The organism is Pseudomonas sp. B21-021, from assembly GCF_024749205.1.
In the GTDB taxonomy this organism is placed as follows: domain Bacteria; phylum Pseudomonadota; class Gammaproteobacteria; order Pseudomonadales; family Pseudomonadaceae; genus Aquipseudomonas; species Aquipseudomonas paraglycinae.
In genome coordinates, this window is record NZ_CP087192.1 from 6,287,139 (window position 1) to 6,310,131 (window position 22,993).

A 22,993-nucleotide genomic window follows, 5' to 3' on the forward strand; every position below is an offset into this window, starting at 1 on the left:
ATTTGTTTAAAAAACTGCGTCCTGCCGACAGCCATGAGCTACAAACCGCTCTGCTTCAGGGATCGGATTGACTGCTCTTTCGAACAGGCAACAGGCGGCGTGCGCCGTGCCATACTCCTGACCTCGCCCACACCCGGAACGACCCGACTTGAGCCCCAGACATTCCCTGCCATTTGCACTGATGTTCGTCCTGCTGCTCGCCGGGTGCGCCTCGCTGGATGTCCCGCGCGAACCGAGCCAGGCGCTGCCGGCGTCCGACTCCGCGTTCGGTCGTTCGATCCAGGCCCAGGCGGCGCCCTACAAGGGTCAGTCCGGCTTTCGCCTGCTGTCCAACAGCACCGAAGCCTTCACCGCTCGCGCCGAGCTGATCCGCAACGCGCAACGCAGCCTCGATTTGCAGTACTACATCGTCCATGACGGCATCAGTACGCGAATGCTGGTGGAAGAAGTGTTGAAGGCCGCCGATCGTGGCGTGCGGGTGCGGATCCTGCTGGACGATACCACCAGCGACGGCCTCGACCTGATCATCGCCACCCTGGCGGCACATCCGCAGATCCAGATCCGCCTGTTCAATCCGCTGCACTTGGGGCGCAGCACCGGCGTGACCCGGGCGGCCGGGCGGCTGTTCAACCTATCGCTGCAACACCGGCGGATGCACAACAAGTTGTGGCTGGCGGACAACAGCGCGGCCATCGTTGGCGGGCGCAACCTGGGCGACGAGTACTTCGATGCCGAGCCCAACCTGAACTTCACCGATATCGACATGCTCAGTGTCGGGCCGGTCGCCGAACAGCTCGGGCACAGTTTCGACCAGTACTGGAACAGCGCCCTGAGCAAGCCGATCGACGAATTCCTTTCCAGCAAACCCTCGGCCAAAGACCTGCAGAACACCCGCACACGCCTGGAAGAATCACTCGAAGAAACCCGCAAACAGAATCATGCGCTGTATCAGCAGTTGATGACCTACCGCACCGACCCGCGCATGGACATCTGGCGCAAAGAGCTGATCTGGGCGTGGAACCAGGCGCTGTGGGATGCGCCGAGCAAGGTGCTGGCCAAGGGCGAACCCGATCCGCAACTGCTGCTGACGACCCAACTGGCACCGGAGCTGACCGGCGTCAGCAAAGAACTGGTGATGATTTCTGCCTACTTCGTGCCGGGGCAGCCGGGGCTGGTCTATCTGACCGGCCGCGCGGATGCCGGCGTGTCGGTGAGCCTGCTGACCAACTCGCTGGAAGCCACCGACGTGCCGGCGGTGCACGGTGGTTATGCGCCGTATCGCAAGGCGTTGCTGGAACATGGCGTGAAGCTGTTTGAGCTGCGGCGCCAGCCCGGGGATAACGACGGCAGCGGCCCGCACCTGTTTTACAGCAAGTCCTATCGTGGCTCGGACTCGAGCCTGCACAGCAAGGCGATGATCTTCGACGGGAAGAAGTCGTTCATCGGCTCGTTCAATTTCGACCCGCGCTCAGTGCTTTGGAATACTGAAGTCGGCGTGTTGGTGGACAGTCCCGAACTGGCGGCTCACGTGCGCGAACTGGCCTTGCAAGGCATGGCGCCGGCGCTCAGCTACGAAGCGAAACTGCAGGACGGAAAAGTGGTGTGGGTCACCGAGGACAACGGCCAGATGCACACGCTGACCAAGGAGCCGGGGAGTTTGTGGCGGCGCTTCAATGCGTGGTTCAGCACCACCGTGGGACTGGAGCGGATGCTGTAGCAGCCCGCTCCAACCGGCTTATCAAGCGGGCTCCGGCACCTTGCCGAACGCCCCTTGCCGCGACAGCAGGATCACCAGCCCGAAGGCACCCGCCGCCATCAGCCACGGCAACGCATGCCCGCTGATCCACTGACTGCCCGCGCCCGCCATCAACGGCCCGATCAGACAACCGACGCCCCACAGCTGCGCGACATGCGCGTTGGCCCGCACCAGCGCATCGTCGCGGTAACGCTCGCCGATCAGGATCAGCGACAGGGTGAACAAACCCCCGGCACTGGCGCCGAACAGCACCCACAGCGGCCAGATCAGCAAAGTGTCGAGCAGCATCGGGATCGCCAGACTCGACAGCATCAGCACCACAGCGCAGCCGGTGAACAGAGTCCGCCGTGACAGATAATCGGCCAGTGCACCGATGGGCAATTGCAGCAGCGCATCGCCCACCACCACGGTGCTGACCATCGCCAAGGCGATTTCGGCGGTGAAACCCTGTTGCAGGCAATACACCGGCAATAGGGTCAGGATCATCGCCTCGAAAGCGGCGAACAGCGACACGGCCCAGGCGATCGCCGGCAGTTCACGAGCGAACCCCCACAAATCACCGAACGTCACGCTGCTGGCCTCGCTGCTTGGCGCGCCGCTGCGACCCAGCAGCAGAAACGGCGAGGCGATCAGCAGACCGACACCCACCCAGAAACCGTAATCGTGATCGGTGCCCAGTGCGCCCAACAGCAATGGACCAGACAGTTGGCTCAACGCATAACTGCTGCCATACAGCGCCACCAGTCGCCCGCGCCAGTGCTCGACCACCAGTTGATTGATCCAGCTCTCGCCGAGGATGAACACGATGGTCAGGATCACCCCGATCATCAGCCGCAGCACCAGCCAGATCGGGTAACTCGGCAGCAGCGCCAGCAGGCCGATCGACAGCGCCCCGGCCCACAGGCACAGACGCATCAGGTTCGCGGTGCCGAAGCGCGCGGCCAGATGACTGGAAATCTTCGCCCCCAGCAACACGCCAATGGCCGGCATTGCCGCCATCACGCCAATGGCGAACGAGCCGTAACCCCAGCCCTCCAGGCGCAACGACACCAGTGGCATGCTGACACCGAGGGCCAGGCCAACACTCAAGACAGACGCCAACACGGCGAAATACGTCGCCCAACGCATGGTCCACGCTCCTGTGGATAATTTTTATATGCACCACAAAACCAATGTGGGAGCGGGCTTGCTCGCGAATGCAGTCTGACAGTCGACATTATTGCTGACTGACACACCGCCTTCGCGAGCAAGCCCGCTCCCACAAGGGTCTCTGTTTCGTCAGGAAGCCTGGAGTGACCGGGCTCCCGTCAGCGATTTACAGCTTGATCCAGGTCGCCTTCAGCTCGGTGTATTTGTCGAACGCGTGCAGCGACTTGTCGCGGCCGTTGCCCGACTGCTTGAAGCCGCCGAACGGTGCGGTCATGTCGCCGCCGTCGTACTGGTTGACCCACACGCTGCCGGCACGCAGGGCCTTGGCGGTCAGGTGTGCCTTGGAAATGTCCTGGGTCCAGACCGCTGCCGCCAGGCCGTAAGGCGTGTCGTTGGCGATGTTGATCGCTTCCTCGGCAGTGTCGAAGGCAATGACCGACAGCACCGGGCCGAAGATCTCTTCCTGAGCGATTTTCATCGCGTTGCTCACGCCGTCGAAAATCGTCGGCTCGACGTAGGTGCCACCGGTTTCCTGAAGAATGCGCTTGCCACCGGCCACCAGTTTGGCGCCGTCGGTGTGGCCCGACTCGATGTAGGACAGCACGGTGTTCATCTGCTGGGTATCGACCAGCGCGCCAACGTTGGTGGCCGGATCCAGCGGGTTGCCGGGTTTCCAGGTTTTCAGCGCCTCGATCACCATCGGCAGGAATTTGTCCTTGATCGAACGCTCGACCAGCAGACGGGAACCTGCGGTGCAGACTTCGCCCTGGTTGAAGGCGATGGCGCTGGCGGCGGATTCGGCGGCGGCCTGCAGGTCCGGTGCATCGGCAAACACGATGTTCGGGCTCTTGCCGCCGGCTTCCAGCCAGACGCGCTTCATGTTCGATTCGCCGGAGTAGATCATCAGTTGCTTGGCGATCTTGGTCGAACCGGTGAACACCAGAGTGTCGACATCATTGTGCAGAGCGAGCGCCTTGCCGACGGTGTGGCCGTAGCCCGGCAACACGTTCAGCACGCCTTTCGGAATACCGGCCTCGACCGCCAGTTCGGCGATGCGGATGGCAGTCAGCGGGGATTTTTCCGACGGCTTGAGGATCACCGAGTTACCGGTCGACAGGGCCGGGCCGAGTTTCCAGCAGGCCATCATCAGCGGGAAGTTCCACGGCACGATGGCGCCAACCACGCCGACTGGCTCACGGGTCACCAGACCCAGTTGATCGTGCGGCGTAGCGGCGACTTCGTCGTAGATCTTGTCGATCGCTTCACCGCTCCAGCTCAGGGCCTGCGCAGCGCCCGGCACGTCGATGTACAGCGAATCGCTGATCGGCTTGCCCATGTCGAGGGTTTCGAGCAGGGCCAGTTCTTCGGCGTGCTGCTTGAGCAGGCCGCCGAAACGGATCATGGTGGCTTTGCGTTTGGTCGGCGCCAGGCGCGACCAGACGCCGGAATTGAAGGTGGCGCGGGCGTTTTCCACAGCGCGCTGGGCGTCGGCGGCGTCACAGCTGGCAATCTTGCCCAGCAGACGGCCATCGACCGGGCTGATGCACTCGAAGGTCTCGCCGGAGACGGCATCGGTGTACTCGCCATTAAGGTAGGCGCGGCCTTCGATCTTCAGGTCGCGGGCGCGTTGTTCCCAGTCGGCACGAGTCAGGGTGGTCATTCGAGTGTCCTCCTCTTGTTCAATACGAGCGCCGCGATCGTCGCGGTCGTCCTCAGGAATACTGCCCGGCCAGCCTGCTTTTCGGCCCAAGGCATCCGCCACCCTAAACCAGCGGCCGGGGTTGTTTCAATATATTTGACATAAGCTCGCCATACGGCCTTGCGGCGTTCAATTTAATCAACATAGACTTTGGCCCTTTCACGCCATCGCGCCGTCATCACGGGAGAAAACAACAATGAACATCCAGAACGTCGTCGACATCAGCCTGACTACAACTGAAGCCGAACGCTATCGCCCGGACCCGGCCAAAGTGCTCAAGGGCGATCCCGAGCAAGCGGTGTTCAATCAATACGACAGCCCTTGCGGACAAATGGGTGTCGGCGTGTGGGAAGGTGCGGTGGGCCAGTGGACGGTGAACTACACCGAGCACGAATACTGCGAAATCCTGCAGGGCGTTTCGGTGCTGCGTGACAGTGAAGGCAATGCCAAGACCCTGCGTGTCGGCGACCGCTTTGTGATTCCGGCCGGTTTCCGTGGCACCTGGGAAGTGCTGGAGGCTTGCCGCAAGGTCTATGTGATCTTCGAACAGAAGGCCTGATCCGACACAAGTGGTGACTACGCGAGTAAGACGCGTGCAGTGCTTCTGAGTGAAACTTCGCGGCAGCGCTCATACATCGGGCAATTTCCTACCGAGGCAGGATGTCTCGGCAGGACTGACCGGCGAGCGCTTCCACCCGAATGAAACGCAAGGAGGCACCGTGCCTGATTTCTGCAATATCAACGCCGCGCAATTCGCTGTTGACCAAGTCGCAACCCCTGAAACCCTGAGCGCCATCCGTATTGCAGCCGGGGTGCAAAAGCATCGGCTGGAACGGCCGGAGGATCTGTTCAATCTCCTGCCCAAACCTGACCGGATCAGGGTACTGGTCAACGAACGCAATGAGATCGATGAACTGATCTGCGGTTGATCATCTGGCAACAAAAAAGGCCCGTATTTTCAGATACGGGCCTTTTCGCAAGGGTTGCACGGTGATCCGCACAGGGAAGCACCGCGGGCGCAAAAAATAACTATATACCGCAGCCCATGCCGAAGCCGGCCACACACTTGGTGAGTTCAGCCAATGGACATCTCAATCACGCAAAGGAAATGCGAACATGAACAATGAACAAGTAACTCACCAGGTACGCCATATGATTGGCAGTCGCTACGTAGCCAGCGTCAAAGCTTATCTTGCCGAGCTGACCGGCCGGGACGTACGCGGTGGTACCGGGTATCTCACCGCAGATCTCAGCCCGGGACGCCTGACAGTTCACCTTGATGCTCAAGGCAACATCGAGGCGATCGAAATTGATCGCTCTAACGAGCAAAAAGCCTGAAGCCTCGGATCAACCGGGCAAGACCAGCTGGAGCGTGAGTCGACTGCACTGAATCACGCGTAACAAAAAAGGCCCGTATCGTGAGATACGGGCCTTTTTCGTAAGTCGGGAAAAATCAATTACTTGATTTTGCCTTCCTTGTAGATCACGTGCTTGCGAACAACCGGATCATATTTCTTGATCTCGATTTTGTCCGGGGTAGTACGCTTGTTCTTGTCGGTAGTGTAGAAGTGACCAGTACCGGCGCTCGAGATCAAACGAATCAATTCACGCATGATTAGCTCCCTTAAACCTTGCCGTCGCGACGCAGCTCGGCCAGCACAACGCTGATGCCACGCTTGTCGATGATACGCATGCCTTTGGCGGAAACGCGCAGGCGTACGAAACGTTTCTCTTCTTCAACCCAGAAGCGGTGATGCTGCAGGTTCGGCAGGAAACGACGACGGGTTTTGTTGTTTGCGTGGGAAATGTTGTTCCCAGTCACCGGACCCTTACCGGTAACTTGACATACTCTAGACATGCCTCAGCCCTCTAAAACCACATGCCCAACCCGGCATGGGTTGGCCGCTTAATCTCTAGTCATTGTGGCGCCAGGCGCCGCGATTCTTTAGAGGTCTTACCGGCTACACCTACAAGCGAAGGAACCGGGCCCCTAGAAAAGAGCGCTGCTTTATACCAGAAAGACCACGGAGCAACAACTTTCCGTGTGCAAAGAATGGCTAAAAAGCCGCTTTTTCTGGCTGGGAGCGCCTTAGGCAAAGGCTGCCGGCAATTTTTACCATTCGTCGCAGAGAACCAGCTTCGACAGTGATTGCGGATTTTAACGCAATCGTTTCCTACAGATCTCGCCAGCCTCACGCCCCGAAAATGCAAAAAGGGGATAGTCATTTGCAATCGCGACCTCTAGGGTAGGACTTTTCCAGACTGCACTTGCAGATGGGCCTTCGATCTGTAAAGGAAGCCGACCATGCGCCTCGCTGCCCTCCCCCTGCTCTTCGCCCCGCTGTTACTGAGTCCACTGGCCCAGGCCGCCGCCCTGAGCGTCTGCACCGAGGCCAGTCCCGAAGGCTTCGACGTGGTGCAGTACAACTCGCTGACCACCACCAACGCATCGGCCGACGTGCTGATGAACCGTTTGGTGGATTTCGACACCGCCAGCGGCAAGGTCGTCCCGAGCCTGGCCGACAGCTGGGAAGTCAGCACCGACGGCCTGACCTACGTGTTCAAGCTGCACCCGCAGGTGAAGTTCCACACCACCGACTACTTCAAGCCGACCCGCGAACTGACCGCCGAAGACGTCAAGTTCAGCTTCGACCGCATGCTCGACCCGGCCAACCCGTGGCACAAAGTCGCCCAGAGCGGCTTCCCGCACGCCCAGTCGATGCAGTTGCCGAGCCTGATCAAGAAGATCGACGCGCTGGACCCGCTGACCGTGCGCTTCACCCTCGATCACCCGGACTCGACGTTCCTCGCGACCCTGAGCATGGGCTTCGCCTCCATTTATTCTGCTGAATACGCCGACAAGCTGCTGAAGGCCGATGCCACCGACAAGCTCAACAGCCAGCCGGTCGGCACCGGACCGTTCGTGTTCACCCGGTTCCAGAAAGACGCGTCGATCCGTTACAAGGCGAACCCGGACTACTTCCGCGGCAAGCCTGCGGTGGACCCGCTGATCTTCGCCATCACCCCGGACGCCAACGTGCGCCTGCAAAAGCTGCGGCGCAACGAGTGCCAGATCGCCCTGTCACCGAAACCATTGGACGTACAGGCGGCGAAGCAGGAGCCGACGCTGAAAGTCGAAAAGACTGACGCGTTCATGACCGCATTCGTTGGCATCAACAGCCAGCATCCGCCGCTGGACAAACCGGAAGTGCGTCAGGCGATCAACCTCGCCTTCGACAAGGCCAACTACCTCAAGGCTGTATTCGAAGACACCGCCGAAGCCGCCAACGGTCCGTATCCGCCGAATACCTGGAGCTACGCGAAAAACCTGCCGGGTTACGCCCACGACGTGAACAAGGCCAAGGCATTGCTGGCCAAGGCCGGATTGAAGGACGGTTTCCAGACCACCATCTGGACGCGCCCGTCCGGCAGCCTGCTTAACCCGAACCCGAGCCTCGGCGCGCAATTGCTGCAATCGGATCTGGCGGAAATCGGCATTCAGGCCGAAATCCGCGTGATCGAATGGGGCGAGCTGATCCGCCGCGCCAAGGCTGGCGAGCATGACCTGCTGTTCATGGGCTGGGCCGGCGACAACGGCGACCCGGACAATTTCCTGACCCCGCAGTTTTCCTGCGCGGCGGTGAAGTCCGGCACCAACTTCGCCCGCTATTGCAACGCCGATCTGGACAAACTGATCAGCGCCGGCAAGACCACCAGCGAGCAAGGTGTGCGCACCAAACTCTACGAACAGGCGCAGGCGCAGATTCAGCAGCAGGCGCTGTGGCTGCCGCTGGCGCATCCGACTGCCTACGCCCTGACGCGCAAAGACGTACAGGGTTACTCGGTGAGCCCGTTCGGGCGGCAGGACTACTCCAAGGTTACCCTCAAATAACCCACCACAACACAAAACCTGTGGGAGCGAGCTTGCTCGCGATTGCAGTCTGTCAGTTACCGGATGAGGCGGCTGACACAACGCTATCGCGAGCAAGCTCGCTCCCACAGGGATGCGGCATCACCCTCACATCCAGCCACACTCCGCCATCGACAACGGTTCACCATCGCCAACGATGAAGTGATCCAGCACCCGCACGTCGATCAGCTCCAAAGCCTTCTGCAAGCGCTTGGTCAATAATCGATCAGCCTGACTCGGATCGCTGTTCCCCGACGGATGGTTGTGGCACAGGATCACGGCCGCCGCGTTATTGGCCAACGAGCGCTTCACCACTTCGCGGGGATGCACGGCGGTGTTGTCGATCGAGCCGCGAAACAGAGCCTCGAAGGTGAGCACTTGATGCTTGGAATCCAGAAACAGGCAACCGAAAACTTCGTGCGGCTCGTGGCGCAACATGGCCTTGAGGTAATCACGGACCACCTGCGGATTCTCCAGCGCCGTTTTCTGCCGCATGCGCTCGGCCAGATGTCGCCGACCCATTTCCAGCACGGCCTGCAGCTGGGCGAACTTCGCCGGGCCCAGCCCCAATTGTTCGCTGAACGTTGCGAGATCAGCCTCAAGCAAGGCTCGCAAGCTGCCGAACTGACCCAACAGGTGTCTTGCGACATCCACCGCGCTTTTGCCGGATACACCGGTGCGCAGAAAAATCGCCAGCAATTCGGCATCGGAAAGACTTCCCGAGCCCTGTTCCAACAGCTTCTCCCGCGGCCTTTCCGCCGCCGGCCAATCGCGAATACTCATACACCTTCCTTGTCTGTGGGCGCCGCTGTTCCGTAGCGGTCGCTGTGATATCGTAGCCCATCTTTTTTGCGGGCGAATTCACCCTGGGGAGGGGGTTTCGCCACGTATGTCACCAACGAAATGAAAGGCAGACCTATGCAGCGGCTGTATCGGAAACGCATCGTTCTGGGCGTCGGCGGCGGTATTGCTGCCTACAAGAGCGCCGACCTTGTGCGCCGCCTGATCGATCAGGGCGCCGAAGTGCGCGTGGTCATGACCCGTGGCGGCAGCGAATTCATCACCCCGCTGACCATGCAGGCGCTGTCCGGCCACCCGGTTCACCTGGATTTGCTCGACCCTGCCGCCGAAGCGGCGATGGGCCACATCGAACTGGCCAAATGGGCCGATCTGGTGCTGATCGCCCCGGCCACCGCCGACCTGCTGGCCCGCCTGGCCCAAGGCATTGCCAACGATCTGCTGACCACGCTAGTGCTGGCCACCGACGCCATCGTCGCGGTCGCCCCAGCCATGAACCAGGCCATGTGGCGCGACCCGGCAACCCAGGCCAACCTGCAACTCCTTGAAAGCCGTGGCCTGAAGACCTTCGGCCCGGCCTCCGGCAGCCAGGCCTGCGGCGACGTCGGCATGGGCCGCATGATGGAAGCCACCGATCTGGCCCAGCTCGCGGCGGACTGCTTCCAGCGTCAGGCACTGACCGGCAAGCACGTGGTGATTACTGCTGGCCCGACCCAGGAAAACATCGACCCGGTGCGCTACATCACCAACCACAGCTCCGGCAAAATGGGCTTCGCCCTGGCTGAAGCGGCAGTGGAAGCCGGCGCCCGAGTCACGCTGATCAGCGGCCCGGTGCACCTGCCGACGCCGGATCGCGTCACCCGGATCGATGTGGTCAGTGCCCGCGACATGCTCGCAGCGTGTGAAGCCGCGATCCCTTGCGACATCTTTATCGCCTCGGCGGCGGTGGCGGACTACCGTCCGGAAGTCGTCGCCCCGCAAAAATTAAAGAAAGACCCTACGAGCGGCGACGGCTTCGTCCTGCAAATGGTGCGCAACCCGGACATCCTGGCCACCATCGCGACCCGTCCCGACCGTCCGTTCAGTGTCGGCTTCGCCGCCGAGACCGAACACCTGCTCGACTACGCTGCACGCAAGCTGAAGGATAAGAATCTCGACCTGATCGTCGCCAACGACGTCGCCAACCCGAGCATCGGTTTCAACAGCGAAGAAAACGCCTGCAGCGTCATCGACCGTGCGCTGCACGCCACGGTTTTCGCCCAGACCAGCAAGGGCAAGATCGCTCGCCAGCTGGTCACTTTTATCGCCGAACGTCTGAACCAGGTTTAATTTACATGCACGCTTTGCAAGCCAAGATCCTCGACCCACGCATCGGTACCGAATTCCCGCTGCCGCAATACGCCACACCGGGCTCCGCCGGCCTCGACCTGCGCGCCATGCTGCAAGAGGACATCGTGATCAAGCCGGGTGAAACCGTGCTGATCCCGACCGGTCTGTCGGTCTACATCGGCGATCCGAACCTCGCCGCGCTGATCCTGCCGCGCTCGGGCATGGGCCATAAGCACGGCATCGTGCTGGGCAACCTCGTCGGTCTGATCGACTCCGACTACCAGGGCCCGCTGATGGTTTCCTGCTGGAACCGTGGCCAGACCGAATTCACCATGCCGGTCGGCGAGCGCCTGGCGCAACTGGTGCTGGTGCCGGTGGTGCAGGCGCACTTCGAAATGGTCGAAGAGTTCGTTGAAACCGAGCGTGGCGCTGGCGGTTTCGGCCATTCCGGCACCAAGTGATTGGTTTTGTGGCGAGGGAGCCCGCTCTCTCGCCATAAAAATACGCAGATTCATCTGGAAGCTTTACCGCTGAAAATCAAGGCATTGGCAAGCCAAAGCCACGCCGCACAAGGCGTCATGGCCCTTTCACACCACGAACTCTCTGTGAAAACCGCCGTCATACCCTTCAGTTTGAGCTTGCCGTCGAATGAGTCGTCGGTGTGTCCAGCCACTTTCGAGATGGAGCATTTTCGCAGATGAGCACCCCCGCCCAAGTCGCCCCGAAGCTTCCCGACAGCATCTTCCGCGCCTATGACATTCGCGGCACCGTGCCGGAATTCCTCAATGCCGAAACAGCCTACTGGATCGGCCGCGCCATCGGCTCCCAGAGCCTGGCCCAGGGTGAACCGAACGTGTCCGTCGGCCGTGATGGCCGCCTGTCCGGTCCCGAACTGGTTGCAGAACTGATTCGTGGCATCGCCGAAAGCGGCTGCCATGTCAGCGACGTCGGCCTGGTGCCGACGCCTGCGTTGTACTACGCCGCCAACGTGCTGGCCGGCAAATCCGGCGTGATGCTCACCGGCAGTCACAACCCGTCGAACTACAACGGCTTCAAGATCGTGATCGCCGGCGACACCCTCGCCAACGAGCAGATCCAGGCCCTGCACGAGCGCCTCAAGACCGGTAACCTGAGCAGCGGCACCGGCAGCGTGACACAGGTTGAGATCCTCGACCGCTACAACACCGAAATCGTCCAGGACATCAAACTGGCCCGGCGCCTGAAAGTCGTGGTCGACTGCGGCAACGGCGCGGCCGGCGTGATCGCCCCGCAACTGATCGAAGCGCTGAACTGCGAAGTCATCCCGCTGTTCTGCGAAGTCGACGGCAACTTCCCGAACCACCATCCGGATCCGGGCAAGCCTGAAAACCTCGTCGACCTGATCGCCAAGGTCAAGGAAACCAAGGCCGACATCGGTCTGGCTTTCGACGGCGACGGCGACCGCGTCGGCGTGGTGACCAACACCGGCACCATCGTGTTCCCGGACCGCCTGCTGATGCTGTTCGCCCGTGACGTGGTGGCGCGCAACCCCGACGCGGAGATCATCTTCGACGTCAAATGCACCCGTCGCCTGATCCCGCTGATCAAGGAATATGGCGGTCGGCCGCTAATGTGGAAGACCGGTCACTCGTTGATCAAAAAGAAAATGAAACAGTCCGGCGCACTGTTGGCCGGCGAAATGAGCGGGCACATTTTCTTCAAGGAACGCTGGTTCGGTTTCGACGACGGCATTTACAGCGCCGCACGGCTGCTGGAAATCCTCAGCAAGGAAAAATCTTCGGCCGAGGAGCTGTTCGCGACCTTCCCGAACGATATTTCCACGCCGGAAATCAATATCCATGTGACCGAAGAGAGCAAATTCAGCATCATTGATGCACTGCACGATGCGCAGTGGGGCCCAGGCGCCGACCTGACCACCATTGACGGCGTGCGGGTCGACTACGCCAAAGGCTGGGGCCTGGTGCGCGCGTCCAACACCACACCGGTGCTGGTGCTGCGCTTCGAGGCCGATGACGAGGCGGAACTGCAGCGCATCAAGGCTGTGTTCCATGCCCAACTGAAACGCGTTGCACCTGATCTCCAACTACCGTTCTGATTGCTGATTCACCCGGAGCCCTGAATGACCCTCGAACGCGATGCCGCCGCCAACACTGCCAAGGTCCTGTCCGAAGCGCTGCCTTACATCCGCCGATACGTCGGCAAGACCCTGGTGATCAAATACGGCGGCAACGCGATGGAAAGCGAGGAGCTGAAAACCGGCTTCGCCCGCGACATCGTGCTGATGAAGGCCGTGGGTATCAACCCGGTGGTCGTGCACGGCGGTGGCCCGCAGATCGGTGATCTGCTCAAGCGCCTGTCGATCGAAAGCCATTTCGTCGACGGCATGCGCGTCACCGACGCCGCGACCATGGACGTGGTGGAAATGGTCCTCGGCGGCCAGGTCAACAAAAGCATCGTCAACCTGATCAACCGTCACGGCGGCAGCGCCATCGGCCTGACCGGTAAAGACGCCGGGCTGATTCGTGCGAAGAAGCTCACCGTCACCCGCCAGACCCCGGAGATGACCCAGCCGGAAATCATCGACATCGGCCATGTGGGCGAAGTGGTCGGGATCAACACTGAACTGCTGAACCTGCTGGTCAAAGGCAACTTCATCCCGGTGATCGCGCCGATCGGCGTGGGTGAAAACGGCGAGTCGTACAACATCAACGCTGACCTGGTGGCCGGCAAGGTCGCCGAAGCGCTGAAAGCCGAGAAGCTGATGCTGCTGACCAACATCGCCGGCCTGATGGACAAGTCGGGCACCGTACTGACCGGCCTGAGCACCCAGCAAGTCGACGACCTGATCGCCGACGGCACCATCTACGGCGGCATGCTGCCGAAGATCCGCTGCGCGCTGGAAGCGGTACAGGGCGGCGTGGGCAGCTCACTGATCATCGACGGCCGTGTACCGAACGCGATCCTGCTGGAAATCTTCACCGACACCGGTGTGGGTACGCTGATCAGCAATCGCAAGCGTCCGTAAGCGCTCGCGCAAACAAAAAGACCCCGCTCAGCCTGGCTGAGCGGGGTCTTTTTTTGCCTGAAGCTGCGATCAGACGCCGAACTGGGCGCGATAGGCTTCAACGGCTGGCAGGTGCTGCTTGAGCTGCGGATCGTCAGCCAGGAATTCCAGCACCTGGTTCAGCGAAACGATGCTGATGACCGGGATGCCGAAATCACGCTCGACTTCCTGGATGGCCGACAGCTCGCCGTTGCCGCGCTCCTGACGGTTCAGAGCGATCAGCACACCGGCAGCCTTGGCGCCGTCCTGGGAAGCGATGATCTGCATCACTTCACGGATCGCGGTGCCGGCGGTGATCACGTCGTCGATGATCAGCACTTCGCCGGTCAACGGTGCGCCAACCAGGCTGCCGCCCTCGCCGTGGGCCTTGGCTTCCTTGCGGTTGAAGCACCATGGCAGGTCACGGTTGTGGTGTTCGGCCAGCGCCACGGCAGTGGTTGCCGCCAGCGGGATGCCTTTGTAGGCCGGGCCGAACAGCACGTCGAACGGAATGCCGCTCTCGGCGATGGCTGCGGCGTAGAAACGACCCAGCTGCGCCAGTGCGGAACCCGAGTTGAACAGGCCGGCATTGAAGAAGTAAGGACTGGTGCGCCCGGACTTCAGGGTGAACTCACCGAAGCGCAAAACGCCGCGATCGATGGCAAAACGAATGAAATCGCGCTGATACGCTTGCATGAAAAAAACCCCAAATACCACGGATTTAGCTAATTAGCTTGACGCCGTGTATCATACACGCACGCGATTTTTGGGGCCATTTATGCGGATCATCAGTGTGAACGTCAATGGTATTCAGGCTGCAGTCGAGCGCGGTTTGCTCAGTTGGCTGCAGGCACAGAATGCCGACGTCATCTGCCTGCAGGACACCCGTGCCTCCGCCTTTGAACTGGACGACCCAGCCTTCCAACTGGATGGCTACTTCCTTTATGCCTGCGATGCTGAAGTCCCTGCCCAAGGTGGCGTGGCTTTGTATTCGCGGTTGCAACCGAAGGCTGTCATCAGCGGTCTCGGATTCGAGACGGCCGACCGCTACGGGCGCTACCTGCAAGCAGATTTCGACAAAGTCAGTATTGCCACCTTGCTGCTTCCTTCGGGGATGAACGGCGATGAGGACTTGAACCAGAAGTTCAAGCTCATGGACGACTTCGGCAAGTATCTGGACAAACAGCGGCGCAAACGTCGCGAGTACATTTATTGTGGCTCGCTGTACGTCGCGCAGCAGAAGCTCGACATCAAGAACTGGCGCGACAGCCAGCAATCTCCGGGTTTCCTCGCGCCGGAACGCGCCTGGATGGACGAGATTGTCGGCAACATGGGCTATGTCGATGCTCTGCGCGAAGTCAGCCGCGAAGGCGACCAGTACAGCTGGTGGCCGGACAACGAACAGGCCGAGATGCTGAATCTGGGCTGGCGCTTCGACTACCAGATCCTGACCCCGGGCCTGCGGCGCTTCGTGCGCAGTGCACGCCTGCCGCGTCAGCCTAGGTTCTCGCAGCACGCGCCGCTGATCGTCGACTACGACTGGACGCTGACCATCTAAGCGGCCTTTCGCAGACACAAAAAAACCGACTTCACTGTCGGTTTTTTTGTGGGCGATCGTTCGTTATTTGATCAACCGCCAGGTGAAAGGATAACGATAAGGGAAGCCTTCGTTGGCTTTCACCCCACCGATTATCGTCAACACCAGCGCCGCAATGGCCAGCAGGCCGAACAACACGAACCCGATAAGCAACAGCATCAGAACGAAGCAGACCATCGAAGCAATCGCCACGGTGATCTGGAAATTCAACGCTTCCTTGCCCTGGGCGTCGATGAACGGATCGGTCTCGCGCTTCATCTGCCACAGGACCAGCGGCCCGATCAGCGTGCCAAACGGAATCCAGATCCCCAGCAAGGCGGACAAGTGACAAAACATGGCCCATTGGCGAACCTCCTGGCTCGGCTTGGGCAGCAACTCTTGCTCATCACTCATCGCGTCCTCCTTGCGGGTTACGAACCTGCTCAGTCGGCCAGTGCAGCCTTTTGCAGTTCGAAGATCTCGTTCATGCCTTTCTTGGCCAGTTCCAGCATCGCGTTCAGCTCTTCAGGCTGGAACGGCGCGCCTTCGGCGGTGCCCTGCACTTCGATGAAACCACCGGTGCTGGTCATCACTACGTTGAGGTCGGTCTCGGCAGCGGAATCTTCAAGATAGTCCAGATCCAGTACCGGCTCGCCCTGGTACATGCCCACGGAGACTGCGCCGATCATTTGCTTGAGCGGATCGCCGCCTTTCAGGCCGCCGCGCTTCTTGATCACCTTCAGTGCATCGACCAGCGCAACCATGGCGCCGGTGATCGACGCGGTGCGGGTGCCGCCGTCGGCCTGGATCACGTCGCAGTCGACGTACAGGGTGACGTCACCCAGCTTGGACATGTCCAGCGCGGCGCGCAGGGAACGGCCGATCAGACGCTGAATTTCCAGGGTACGACCACCCTGCTTGCCACGGCTCGCTTCACGCTGGTTACGCTCGCCGGTGGCGCGCGGCAGCATGCCGTATTCGGCGGTCAGCCAACCCTGGCCCTGACCTTTGAGGAAACGCGGCACGCCGTTTTCGACGCTGACGGTGCAGATGACTTTGGTATCACCGAATTCGACCAGTACGGATCCCTCGGCGTGTTTGGTGTAGTTGCGGGTAATGCGGATCGAGCGGAGCTGATCGGCAGCGCGACCACTTGGACGTTTCATAGGAGATACCTGTACTGGGGACGGAAAACTGCGGAGCATTATAGAGCCGCGCACCGCGCCTGGGCACTCGTTAAAAAATCCGGCCGACGACCGAAGGCCCTGAAACGCGCTTCGCCGACGGCCTGCAGCCCTTTGTCACACCGTGTGTTTGGGCGCATCTGCCGCACTGCGCTACAATCCTGCGCCTTTGCTGCCAGTCGGCTTAAATTCATTGATATCGAGCTGCGGAGCTTCAATTCGCGCCGATCTGTATCGCGAGGTCACCCCATGGTGCACAGCATGACCGCCTTCGCCCGCGTCGAAAAAGCCGGCGTTCAGGGCACCCTGAGCTGGGAACTGCGCTCGGTCAACAGCCGCTACCTGGAACCCCACCTGCGCCTGCCGGAGTCGTTTCGCGACCTCGAAGGCGCCGTCCGCGAAGCCCTGCGCCAGAGCCTGTCGCGCGGCAAACTGGAATGCACCCTGCGCTTCACCGAGGAAAGCACCGGCAAGCCGCTGCAAGTGGATCGCGAACGTGCCGCGCAATTGGTTGCCGCTGCCGAAACGGTTGCCGGCCTGATCAAGAACCCGGCCGCGCTGAACCCGCTGGAGGTGCTGGCCTGGCCTGGCGTACTGGTGGCCGACGCCACCGACCCGCAGGCGTTGAACGCCGAGGCACTGGCCTTGTTCAATCAGGGCCTGAAAGACCTCAAGGCCGGCCGCGAGCGCGAAGGCGCGGAGCTGGCCCGCCTGATCAACGATCGTCTGACCTCCATCGAGGAAGACGTGGTGACCCTGCGCGAACTGGTTCCGCAGATGCTCGCCACCCAGCGCCAGAAAGTCCTCGACCGCTTCGCCGACATGAAGGCCGAGATGGACCCGCAGCGCCTGGAACAGGAAATGGTCATGCTCGCGCAAAAGAGCGACGTGGCTGAAGAACTGGACCGCCTGAGCACCCACATCATCGAAGTTCGCCGGGTGCTGAAATCCGGCGGTGCCGCCGGTCGGCGCCTGGACTTCCTGATGCAGGAACTCAACCGCGAAGCCAACACACTGGGCTCCAAGGCCTTCGACCCGCGCAGCACCCAGGCGGCGGTCAACCTCAAGGTGTTGATCGAGCAGATGCGCGAACAAGTGCAGAATATTGAGTAAGGCTACCCCGACATGACCCACAGCACCGGCACCCTGTACATCATTTCCGCCCCTTCGGGCGCGGGCAAGAGCAGTCTGGTCAAGGCCCTGACCGACGCCAACCCGGAGATCCGCGTCTCGATTTCCCACACCACCCGCGCCATGCGCCCGGGCGAAGTGGACGGCGTGAACTATCACTTCGTGACCCGCGAAGAGTTCGTGAAGATGGGCGAGCACGGCGACTTCCTGGAACGCGCCGAAGTCTTCGGCAACTTCTACGGCACCTCGCAAAGCCGCCTGCAGCAGACCCTGGACGAAGGCCACGACCTGATTCTGGAAATCGACTGGCAAGGCGCCGAGCAAGTGCGCAAGCTGATGCCGCAGGCCCGTTCGATCTTCATTCTGCCGCCTTCGCTGCAGGCCCTGCACCAGCGCCTGACCAACCGTGGTCAGGACAGCGACGAGATCATCGACGGCCGGATGCGTGAAGCGGTCAGCGAGATGAGCCACTACGTCGAGTACGACTACCTGATCATCAACGACGATTTCGCCCACGCGCTGGACGATCTGAAAGCGATTTTCCGCGCCAATCAGCTGCAACAGAAACGCCAACAAGTGCGTTTCGGCAAATTGCTGGCTGAATTGCTGGGCTGAAACAGCACTTCCCAAAACCGCTGCAAGGGCTTTACATTGGCACTTGCAGCGCGTTGAAGAGTCTGGTCAAAAAATCAGCGCTTCCCTAATCGCTGGTGATTTTTTAAACTGTTGAGTCCGCTCGCCCAACCGGGCAGCGCGCATATTGCATTCGCTCCGAGGAATACCATGGCCCGCGTAACCGTTGAAGACTGCCTAGAACACGTGGAAAACCGCTTTGAGCTGGTCATGCTCTCTACCAAGCGTGCCCGTCAACTGGCCACCGGCGGCAAAGAGCCCCTGGTTCAGTGGGAAAACGACAAACCGACCGTAGTTGCGCTGCGTGAAATCGCTGAAGGCCTGATGAGCTACGAGTTCATCGCCCAGCAGGAAATCGTCCACGAAGACCCTGTCTTCGCTGCGTTCGAGGACGAGTCCAACGAGGCCGTCTAAGCCTATGCCTGGTCGACGTAGCACGGCGCGGGATCACAGCCTACGGCAGGAGACATCATGCCGAGCATAGACGCCCTCGCCGATCGCTTATCGACCTACCTCGGCAATGACCAGGTCAACCTGGTCCGCCGAGCGTATTTCTACGCCGAACAAGCCCACGACGGCCAACGCCGCCGCAGCGGCGAGGCGTATGTCACGCATCCTCTTGCCGTGGCGAATATTCTTGCCGACATGCACATGGACCATCAGAGCCTGATGGCTGCGATGCTGCATGACGTGATCGAAGACACCGGTATCGCCAAGGAAGCGCTGCAAGCGCAGTTCGGTGAAACCGTTGCCGAACTGGTCGACGGGGTCAGCAAACTGACCCAGATGAACTTCGAGACCAAGGCCGAAGCCCAGGCTGAAAACTTCCAGAAGATGGCCATGGCCATGGCACGCGACATTCGCGTGATCCTGGTCAAGCTTGCCGACCGCCTGCACAACATGCGCACGCTGGAAGTGCTGTCCGGCGAAAAACGCCGGCGCATCGCCAAGGAAACCCTCGAGATCTACGCCCCCATCGCCAACCGCCTGGGCATGCACGCGATCCGTATCGAGTTCGAAGACCTCGGTTTCAAGGCGATGCACCCGATGCGTTCCGCGCGGATCTACCAGGCCGTCAAACGCGCCCGGGGCAACCGCAAGGAAATCGTCAACAAGATCGAAGAGTCCCTTGGTCACTGCCTCGCCATCGACGGCATCCAGGGCGAAGTCAGCGGTCGCCAGAAACACCTCTACGGCATCTACAAGAAAATGCGCGGCAAGCGTCGGGCCTTCAACGAGATCATGGACGTCTACGCGTTCCGGATCATCGTCGACAAGGTCGATACCTGCTACCGCGTGCTGGGTGCTGTACATAATTTGTACAAACCGTTGCCGGGGCGCTTCAAGGATTACATCGCGATCCCCAAGGCCAACGGCTATCAGTCGCTGCACACCACGCTGTTCGGCATGCACGGTGTACCGATCGAGATCCAGATCCGCACCCGTGAAATGGAAGAGATGGCCAACAACGGCATCGCCGCCCATTGGCTGTACAAATCCAGCGGTGACGAGCAGCCGAAAGGCACTCACGCCCGCGCCCGTCAGTGGGTCAAGGGCGTGCTGGAAATGCAGCAACGTGCCGGCAACTCGCTGGAATTCATCGAGAGCGTGAAGATCGACCTGTTCCCGGACGAGGTCTACGTGTTCACGCCCAAAGGCCGGATCATGGAGCTGCCCAAAGGCTCCACGGCTGTCGACTTTGCCTACGCGGTGCACACCGACGTCGGCAACAGCTGCATCGCCTGCCGGATCAACCGTCGTCTCGCACCGCTGTCCGAACCGCTGCAAAGCGGCTCCACGGTCGAGATCGTCAGCGCTCCCGGCGCACGGCCGAACCCGGCGTGGCTCAACTTCGTGGTCACCGGCAAGGCGCGCACGCACATCCGTCATGCGCTGAAACTGCAACGCCGCTCCGAATCCATCAGCCTCGGCGAACGCCTGCTGAACAAGGTGCTCAACGGCTTCGACAGTGCGCTGGAACAGATCCCGGCCGAACGCGTGAAGGCGATGCTCACCGAGTACCGCCTCGAACTGATCGAAGACTTGCTGGAAGACATCGGCCTGGGCAACCGCATGGCCTACGTCGTGGCGCGCCGCCTGCTCGGCGAAGGCGAACAACTGCCGAGCCCGGAAGGCCCGCTGGCGATTCGCGGCACCGAAGGCCTGGTCCTCAGCTACGCCAAATGCTGTACGCCGATTCCGGGCGACCCGATTGTCGGTCACCTGTCGGCGGGCAAAGGCATGGTCGTGCACCTGGACAACTGCCGCAACATCAGCGAAATCCGTCATAACCCGGAAAAATGCATCCAGCTCTCGTGGGCCAAGGATGTCACCGGCGAATTCAACGTCGAACTGCGCGTCGAGCTGGAACACCAGCGCGGCCTGATCGCCCTGCTGGCCAGCAGCGTCAACGCAGCCGACGGCAATATCGAGAAAATCAGCATGGACGAACGCGATGGCCGCATCAGCGTTGTCCAGTTGGTGGTCAGCGTCCACGACCGTGTGCACCTGGCCCGCGTGATCAAGAAACTGCGCGCCCTGACCGGGGTGATCCGCATCACCCGCATGCGTGCATAACCACCCCATTACAAGGAGTCATTCATGACCAAAACCGTTATCACCAGCGACAAGGCCCCGGCCGCCATCGGTACTTACTCTCAGGCGATCAAGGCCGGTAACACCGTTTACATGTCGGGTCAGATTCCCCTCGATCCAAAAACCATGGAACTGGTCGAAGGCTTCGAAGCCCAGACCGTCCAGGTGTTCGAGAACCTGAAAGCCGTGGCCGAAGCCGCCGGCGGTTCGTTCAAGGACATCGTCAAGCTGAACATCTTCCTGACCGACCTAAGCCACTTCGCCAAGGTCAACGAGATCATGGGCAAGTACTTCGACCAGCCGTACCCGGCGCGCGCCGCCATCGGCGTGGCAGCCCTGCCAAAGGGTTCGCAGGTTGAAATGGATGCCATTCTGGTCATCGAGTAATGCGTACGGCGCGGCCTCAGACGCCGCGCCGACTGCTCTGCGGTAAAGAAAAGGTTTTGAAAGGATTCCACCATGCGCAAAGCGCTTGCTCTCTCGCTGCTCGCCATTTTCCTCGGCGGTTGCGCCAGCAACCCTGCCGACCGTGACATCAGCGGCACCTGGATCAATCAGGTCGCCATCGATGCCGCTGCCAAGGGCGGTCCCCTGCGCGAAGCGCTTCAGGCTTATGGCCCGAACCTGGAGTGGGACGTCAACACCAAGGCCGGTCAGGCCCGCTACACCAACGGTTTCGAAAACGTCGAAGGTCGCTTGCTCGGCGAACAGTCCGGTGCTTGGAAAGTCGACTTCTATGGCAGCTCCGCCAGCGAGCTGAAACGTGACGGCGGCCAACTGCAACAAGCCGCCAACGAAAACGAACCGGAACAGGTCTTTGACCGCGCGCAGATCCCGGTGCCGGAAGGCGCACCGATCGGCGCCAGCTTCGAACGCGCGCTGTATTCCGCTTATCTGGGCGGCAACTGGACGATCACCAGCGGCCAGGGCGAAGGCGCCACCGTGCAATTCCAGGCGGACGGTCAAGTCTCCGGCCTGCCGGGTGCCGACCGCTATGCGCTGTGCCTCGCAGGCGATTGCGCATCGATGAGCAACGGCAACGACAGCATGTGGCTGCAGCAGAACGGTCAGGGCAACAACTGGATCTTTGTGCGCAAGGGCAAAGAGCTGGAAATCCTGCAGGCCGTGAACACCGCGCTGGCGGACGAACAACCGCAGTTCACCCCGGGTGAACGCAAGTGGTTGCTCGAGAAGCAATGATCGGCGCTTGAGACAAAAAAAGCGGGAGCAAACATTTGCTCCCGCCTTTTTTACGACCGAAGATCAGCAGCGCCCCTCAAGAATCGCGCCATACCCCTCGCGATAACTCGGATACTTCGGCACCCAACCCAGCGCCTTCGCCCGGGCATTGCTGCAACGCTTGCTGCCGGTGCGACGCACGCTCTCGTCTTCCGACCATTCGGTGACACCCAGATACTCACGTAGCCACGCCACCACCTCGGCCAGCGGCGCCGGCGCATCGTCCACGCCGATATAGATGTCATCCAGCGCCACGCCCTTGCGATCCGTTTCCAGCAGAAACGCCATCAACCCCGCCGCGTCGTCGGCATGGATGCGATTGCCATACAGCGGCGGATCGACCGCCACCCGATAACCCCGACGCACCTGGGTCAGCAGCCATTCACGACCGGGGCCATAAATACCCGTCAGGCGCACGATACTCGCCGGAATGCCGCTGTTGAGCGCAACCTGCTCGGCCTCCAGCATCACCCGACCGGAATAACCCGCAGCGACGGTTTCGGACTTTTCATCGACCCATTCGCCGTTCTGCTGGCCATAAACGCTGCTGCTGGAAACGAACAGCAGTCGCTCCGGCTCCTGACCGTAATCGTTCAGCCAACCCAGCACATGCTGCAAACCCTGCACATACGCCGCGCGATAACCGGCCTCATCGTGATCGGTGGCCGCCGCGCTATACACCAGGTAATCGATAGCGCCCACCGGCCAGGTCTCGGGGCAATCCTCATTGAACAAGTCACCGGCCACGCCGATAACGCCGTCCGGCAAACGCGAAATATCACGGCGCAGGCCATAGACCTGGAAGCCGGCAGCCAGCAATTGCGTGGCCAGACGGCTGCCGACATCACCGCAACCGGCGATCAAAACAGAAGGCGCGGACATCAAAAATCTCCCATCGGAAAGCGACAGACTAGCCTCGGCAAGGGACGAGCGGCTAGCAATGAAGGAAAA

At 60.9% G+C, this 22,993-nt stretch carries 24 protein-coding genes and 1 pseudogene; 16 read left to right on the forward strand and 9 right to left on the reverse strand.

Annotation, left to right across the window (positions count from 1 at the left end; all coding sequences use genetic code 11):
- Positions 1–181 precede the first annotated feature (181 nt).
- Positions 182–1,717, forward strand: coding sequence for a phospholipase D family protein (locus tag LOY31_RS28445; protein WP_258713631.1), 1,536 nt, complete (start codon positions 182–184; stop codon positions 1,715–1,717).
- Positions 1,718–1,738: 21 nt separating this feature from the next.
- Here the strand turns inward: LOY31_RS28445 and LOY31_RS28450 are convergent, their stop codons facing one another.
- Both LOY31_RS28450 and LOY31_RS28455 read right to left on the reverse strand, forming a co-directional pair.
- Positions 1,739–2,884, reverse strand: a complete 1,146-nt coding sequence (locus LOY31_RS28450; RefSeq protein ID WP_007954456.1) for an MFS transporter — start codon at positions 2,882–2,884, stop codon at positions 1,739–1,741.
- A gap of 187 nt (positions 2,885–3,071) precedes the next feature.
- Positions 3,072–4,565, reverse strand: coding sequence for an aldehyde dehydrogenase (locus tag LOY31_RS28455; RefSeq protein ID WP_221534062.1), 1,494 nt, complete (start codon positions 4,563–4,565; stop codon positions 3,072–3,074).
- A 235-nt stretch (positions 4,566–4,800) separates the two neighbouring features.
- Between LOY31_RS28455 and LOY31_RS28460 the strand changes: the two genes are divergently transcribed.
- From LOY31_RS28460 to LOY31_RS28470, 3 genes are all read left to right on the forward strand, one after another.
- Positions 4,801–5,163, forward strand: a complete 363-nt coding sequence (locus LOY31_RS28460) for a cupin domain-containing protein (RefSeq protein ID WP_085606116.1) — start codon at positions 4,801–4,803, stop codon at positions 5,161–5,163.
- 49 nt (positions 5,164–5,212) lie between these two features.
- Positions 5,213–5,533 carry a hypothetical protein gene (locus LOY31_RS28465; protein WP_221534061.1) on the forward strand — a complete coding sequence of 107 codons (321 nt, stop codon included), beginning with the start codon at positions 5,213–5,215 and terminating at the stop codon, positions 5,531–5,533.
- Between the two features lie 187 nt (positions 5,534–5,720).
- Positions 5,721–5,942, forward strand: a complete 222-nt coding sequence (locus LOY31_RS28470; RefSeq protein ID WP_221534059.1) for a hypothetical protein — start codon at positions 5,721–5,723, stop codon at positions 5,940–5,942.
- 119 nt (positions 5,943–6,061) lie between these two features.
- On the opposite strand, the gene rpmG is transcribed toward LOY31_RS28470, so the two are convergent.
- Positions 6,062–6,217 carry a 50S ribosomal protein L33 gene (gene rpmG, locus LOY31_RS28475; RefSeq protein ID WP_003177274.1) on the reverse strand — a complete coding sequence of 52 codons (156 nt, stop codon included), beginning with the start codon at positions 6,215–6,217 and terminating at the stop codon, positions 6,062–6,064.
- Positions 6,218–6,228: 11 nt separating this feature from the next.
- Positions 6,229–6,462 carry a 50S ribosomal protein L28 gene (gene rpmB / locus LOY31_RS28480; RefSeq protein WP_003177273.1) on the reverse strand — a complete coding sequence of 78 codons (234 nt, stop codon included), beginning with the start codon at positions 6,460–6,462 and terminating at the stop codon, positions 6,229–6,231.
- Positions 6,463–6,909: 447 nt separating this feature from the next.
- Here rpmB and LOY31_RS28485 point away from each other — a divergent pair, with 447 nt between their 5' ends.
- Positions 6,910–8,496, forward strand: coding sequence for an ABC transporter substrate-binding protein (locus LOY31_RS28485; protein ID WP_085606123.1), 1,587 nt, complete (start codon positions 6,910–6,912; stop codon positions 8,494–8,496).
- A 126-nt stretch (positions 8,497–8,622) separates the two neighbouring features.
- Here LOY31_RS28485 and radC read toward each other — a convergent pair whose 3' ends face one another.
- Positions 8,623–9,297 carry a RadC family protein gene (radC, locus tag LOY31_RS28490; RefSeq protein WP_085606125.1) on the reverse strand — a complete coding sequence of 225 codons (675 nt, stop codon included), beginning with the start codon at positions 9,295–9,297 and terminating at the stop codon, positions 8,623–8,625.
- Between the two features lie 135 nt (positions 9,298–9,432).
- Between radC and coaBC the strand changes: the two genes are divergently transcribed.
- The 4 genes and pseudogenes from coaBC to argB all read left to right on the forward strand — a co-directional run bounded on the left by coaBC (position 9,433) and on the right by argB (position 13,666).
- Positions 9,433–10,641: a bifunctional phosphopantothenoylcysteine decarboxylase/phosphopantothenate--cysteine ligase CoaBC gene (gene coaBC / locus LOY31_RS28495; protein ID WP_064379854.1), complete on the forward strand. Its 1,209-nt coding sequence runs from the start codon at positions 9,433–9,435 to the stop codon at positions 10,639–10,641.
- A gap of 5 nt (positions 10,642–10,646) precedes the next feature.
- A complete protein-coding gene (dut, locus tag LOY31_RS28500; RefSeq protein ID WP_007954445.1) occupies positions 10,647–11,102 on the forward strand; it encodes a dUTP diphosphatase in 456 nt (151 codons plus the stop codon).
- 257 nt (positions 11,103–11,359) lie between these two features.
- Positions 11,360–12,736 (forward strand): annotated as a pseudogene (locus tag LOY31_RS28505) (phosphomannomutase/phosphoglucomutase); the annotation flags it as partial.
- A gap of 24 nt (positions 12,737–12,760) precedes the next feature.
- On the forward strand, positions 12,761–13,666 hold the full coding sequence (gene argB / locus LOY31_RS28510; RefSeq protein ID WP_007954443.1) for an acetylglutamate kinase: 906 nt from the start codon (positions 12,761–12,763) through the stop codon (positions 13,664–13,666).
- Positions 13,667–13,735: 69 nt separating this feature from the next.
- Here argB and pyrE read toward each other — a convergent pair whose 3' ends face one another.
- Positions 13,736–14,380, reverse strand: coding sequence for an orotate phosphoribosyltransferase (gene pyrE / locus LOY31_RS28515; RefSeq protein WP_007954442.1), 645 nt, complete (start codon positions 14,378–14,380; stop codon positions 13,736–13,738).
- An 82-nt stretch (positions 14,381–14,462) separates the two neighbouring features.
- On the opposite strand from pyrE, the gene LOY31_RS28520 reads away from it, so the two are divergent.
- On the forward strand, positions 14,463–15,242 hold the full coding sequence (locus tag LOY31_RS28520) for an exodeoxyribonuclease III (RefSeq protein ID WP_007920349.1): 780 nt from the start codon (positions 14,463–14,465) through the stop codon (positions 15,240–15,242).
- 63 nt (positions 15,243–15,305) lie between these two features.
- On the opposite strand, the gene LOY31_RS28525 is transcribed toward LOY31_RS28520, so the two are convergent.
- Both LOY31_RS28525 and rph read right to left on the reverse strand, forming a co-directional pair.
- Positions 15,306–15,674, reverse strand: coding sequence for a DUF4870 domain-containing protein (locus LOY31_RS28525; RefSeq protein WP_039765199.1), 369 nt, complete (start codon positions 15,672–15,674; stop codon positions 15,306–15,308).
- Positions 15,675–15,703: 29 nt separating this feature from the next.
- Positions 15,704–16,426, reverse strand: coding sequence for a ribonuclease PH (gene rph, locus LOY31_RS28530; protein WP_003229494.1), 723 nt, complete (start codon positions 16,424–16,426; stop codon positions 15,704–15,706).
- Between the two features lie 267 nt (positions 16,427–16,693).
- Between rph and LOY31_RS28535 the strand changes: the two genes are divergently transcribed.
- The 6 genes from LOY31_RS28535 (at position 16,694) to LOY31_RS28560 (ending at position 22,003) form a co-directional block, all read left to right on the forward strand.
- A complete protein-coding gene (locus tag LOY31_RS28535; RefSeq protein ID WP_258712618.1) occupies positions 16,694–17,557 on the forward strand; it encodes a YicC/YloC family endoribonuclease in 864 nt (287 codons plus the stop codon).
- Positions 17,558–17,569: 12 nt separating this feature from the next.
- Positions 17,570–18,190 carry a guanylate kinase gene (gene gmk, locus LOY31_RS28540; protein WP_003229498.1) on the forward strand — a complete coding sequence of 207 codons (621 nt, stop codon included), beginning with the start codon at positions 17,570–17,572 and terminating at the stop codon, positions 18,188–18,190.
- Between the two features lie 168 nt (positions 18,191–18,358).
- The gene (gene rpoZ / locus LOY31_RS28545; RefSeq protein WP_258712619.1) at positions 18,359–18,622 is read left to right on the forward strand and encodes a DNA-directed RNA polymerase subunit omega; all 264 of its coding nucleotides are present in this window, start codon (positions 18,359–18,361) and stop codon (positions 18,620–18,622) included.
- A gap of 57 nt (positions 18,623–18,679) precedes the next feature.
- Positions 18,680–20,785 (forward strand): bifunctional GTP diphosphokinase/guanosine-3',5'-bis pyrophosphate 3'-pyrophosphohydrolase, encoded by a 2,106-nt coding sequence (gene spoT, locus LOY31_RS28550; protein ID WP_007954439.1) that lies wholly within the window; start codon positions 18,680–18,682, stop codon positions 20,783–20,785.
- Between the two features lie 24 nt (positions 20,786–20,809).
- Entirely contained in the window at positions 20,810–21,190 is a 381-nt protein-coding gene (locus tag LOY31_RS28555; RefSeq protein ID WP_003229509.1) for a RidA family protein, read from the forward strand.
- A gap of 72 nt (positions 21,191–21,262) precedes the next feature.
- Complete coding sequence (locus tag LOY31_RS28560) at positions 21,263–22,003, forward strand: hypothetical protein (protein ID WP_085606135.1); 741 nt, start codon at positions 21,263–21,265, stop codon at positions 22,001–22,003.
- A 63-nt stretch (positions 22,004–22,066) separates the two neighbouring features.
- Here the strand turns inward: LOY31_RS28560 and LOY31_RS28565 are convergent, their stop codons facing one another.
- On the reverse strand, positions 22,067–22,924 hold the full coding sequence (locus tag LOY31_RS28565) for an SDR family oxidoreductase (RefSeq protein WP_221534053.1): 858 nt from the start codon (positions 22,922–22,924) through the stop codon (positions 22,067–22,069).
- Positions 22,925–22,993 lie beyond the last annotated feature (69 nt).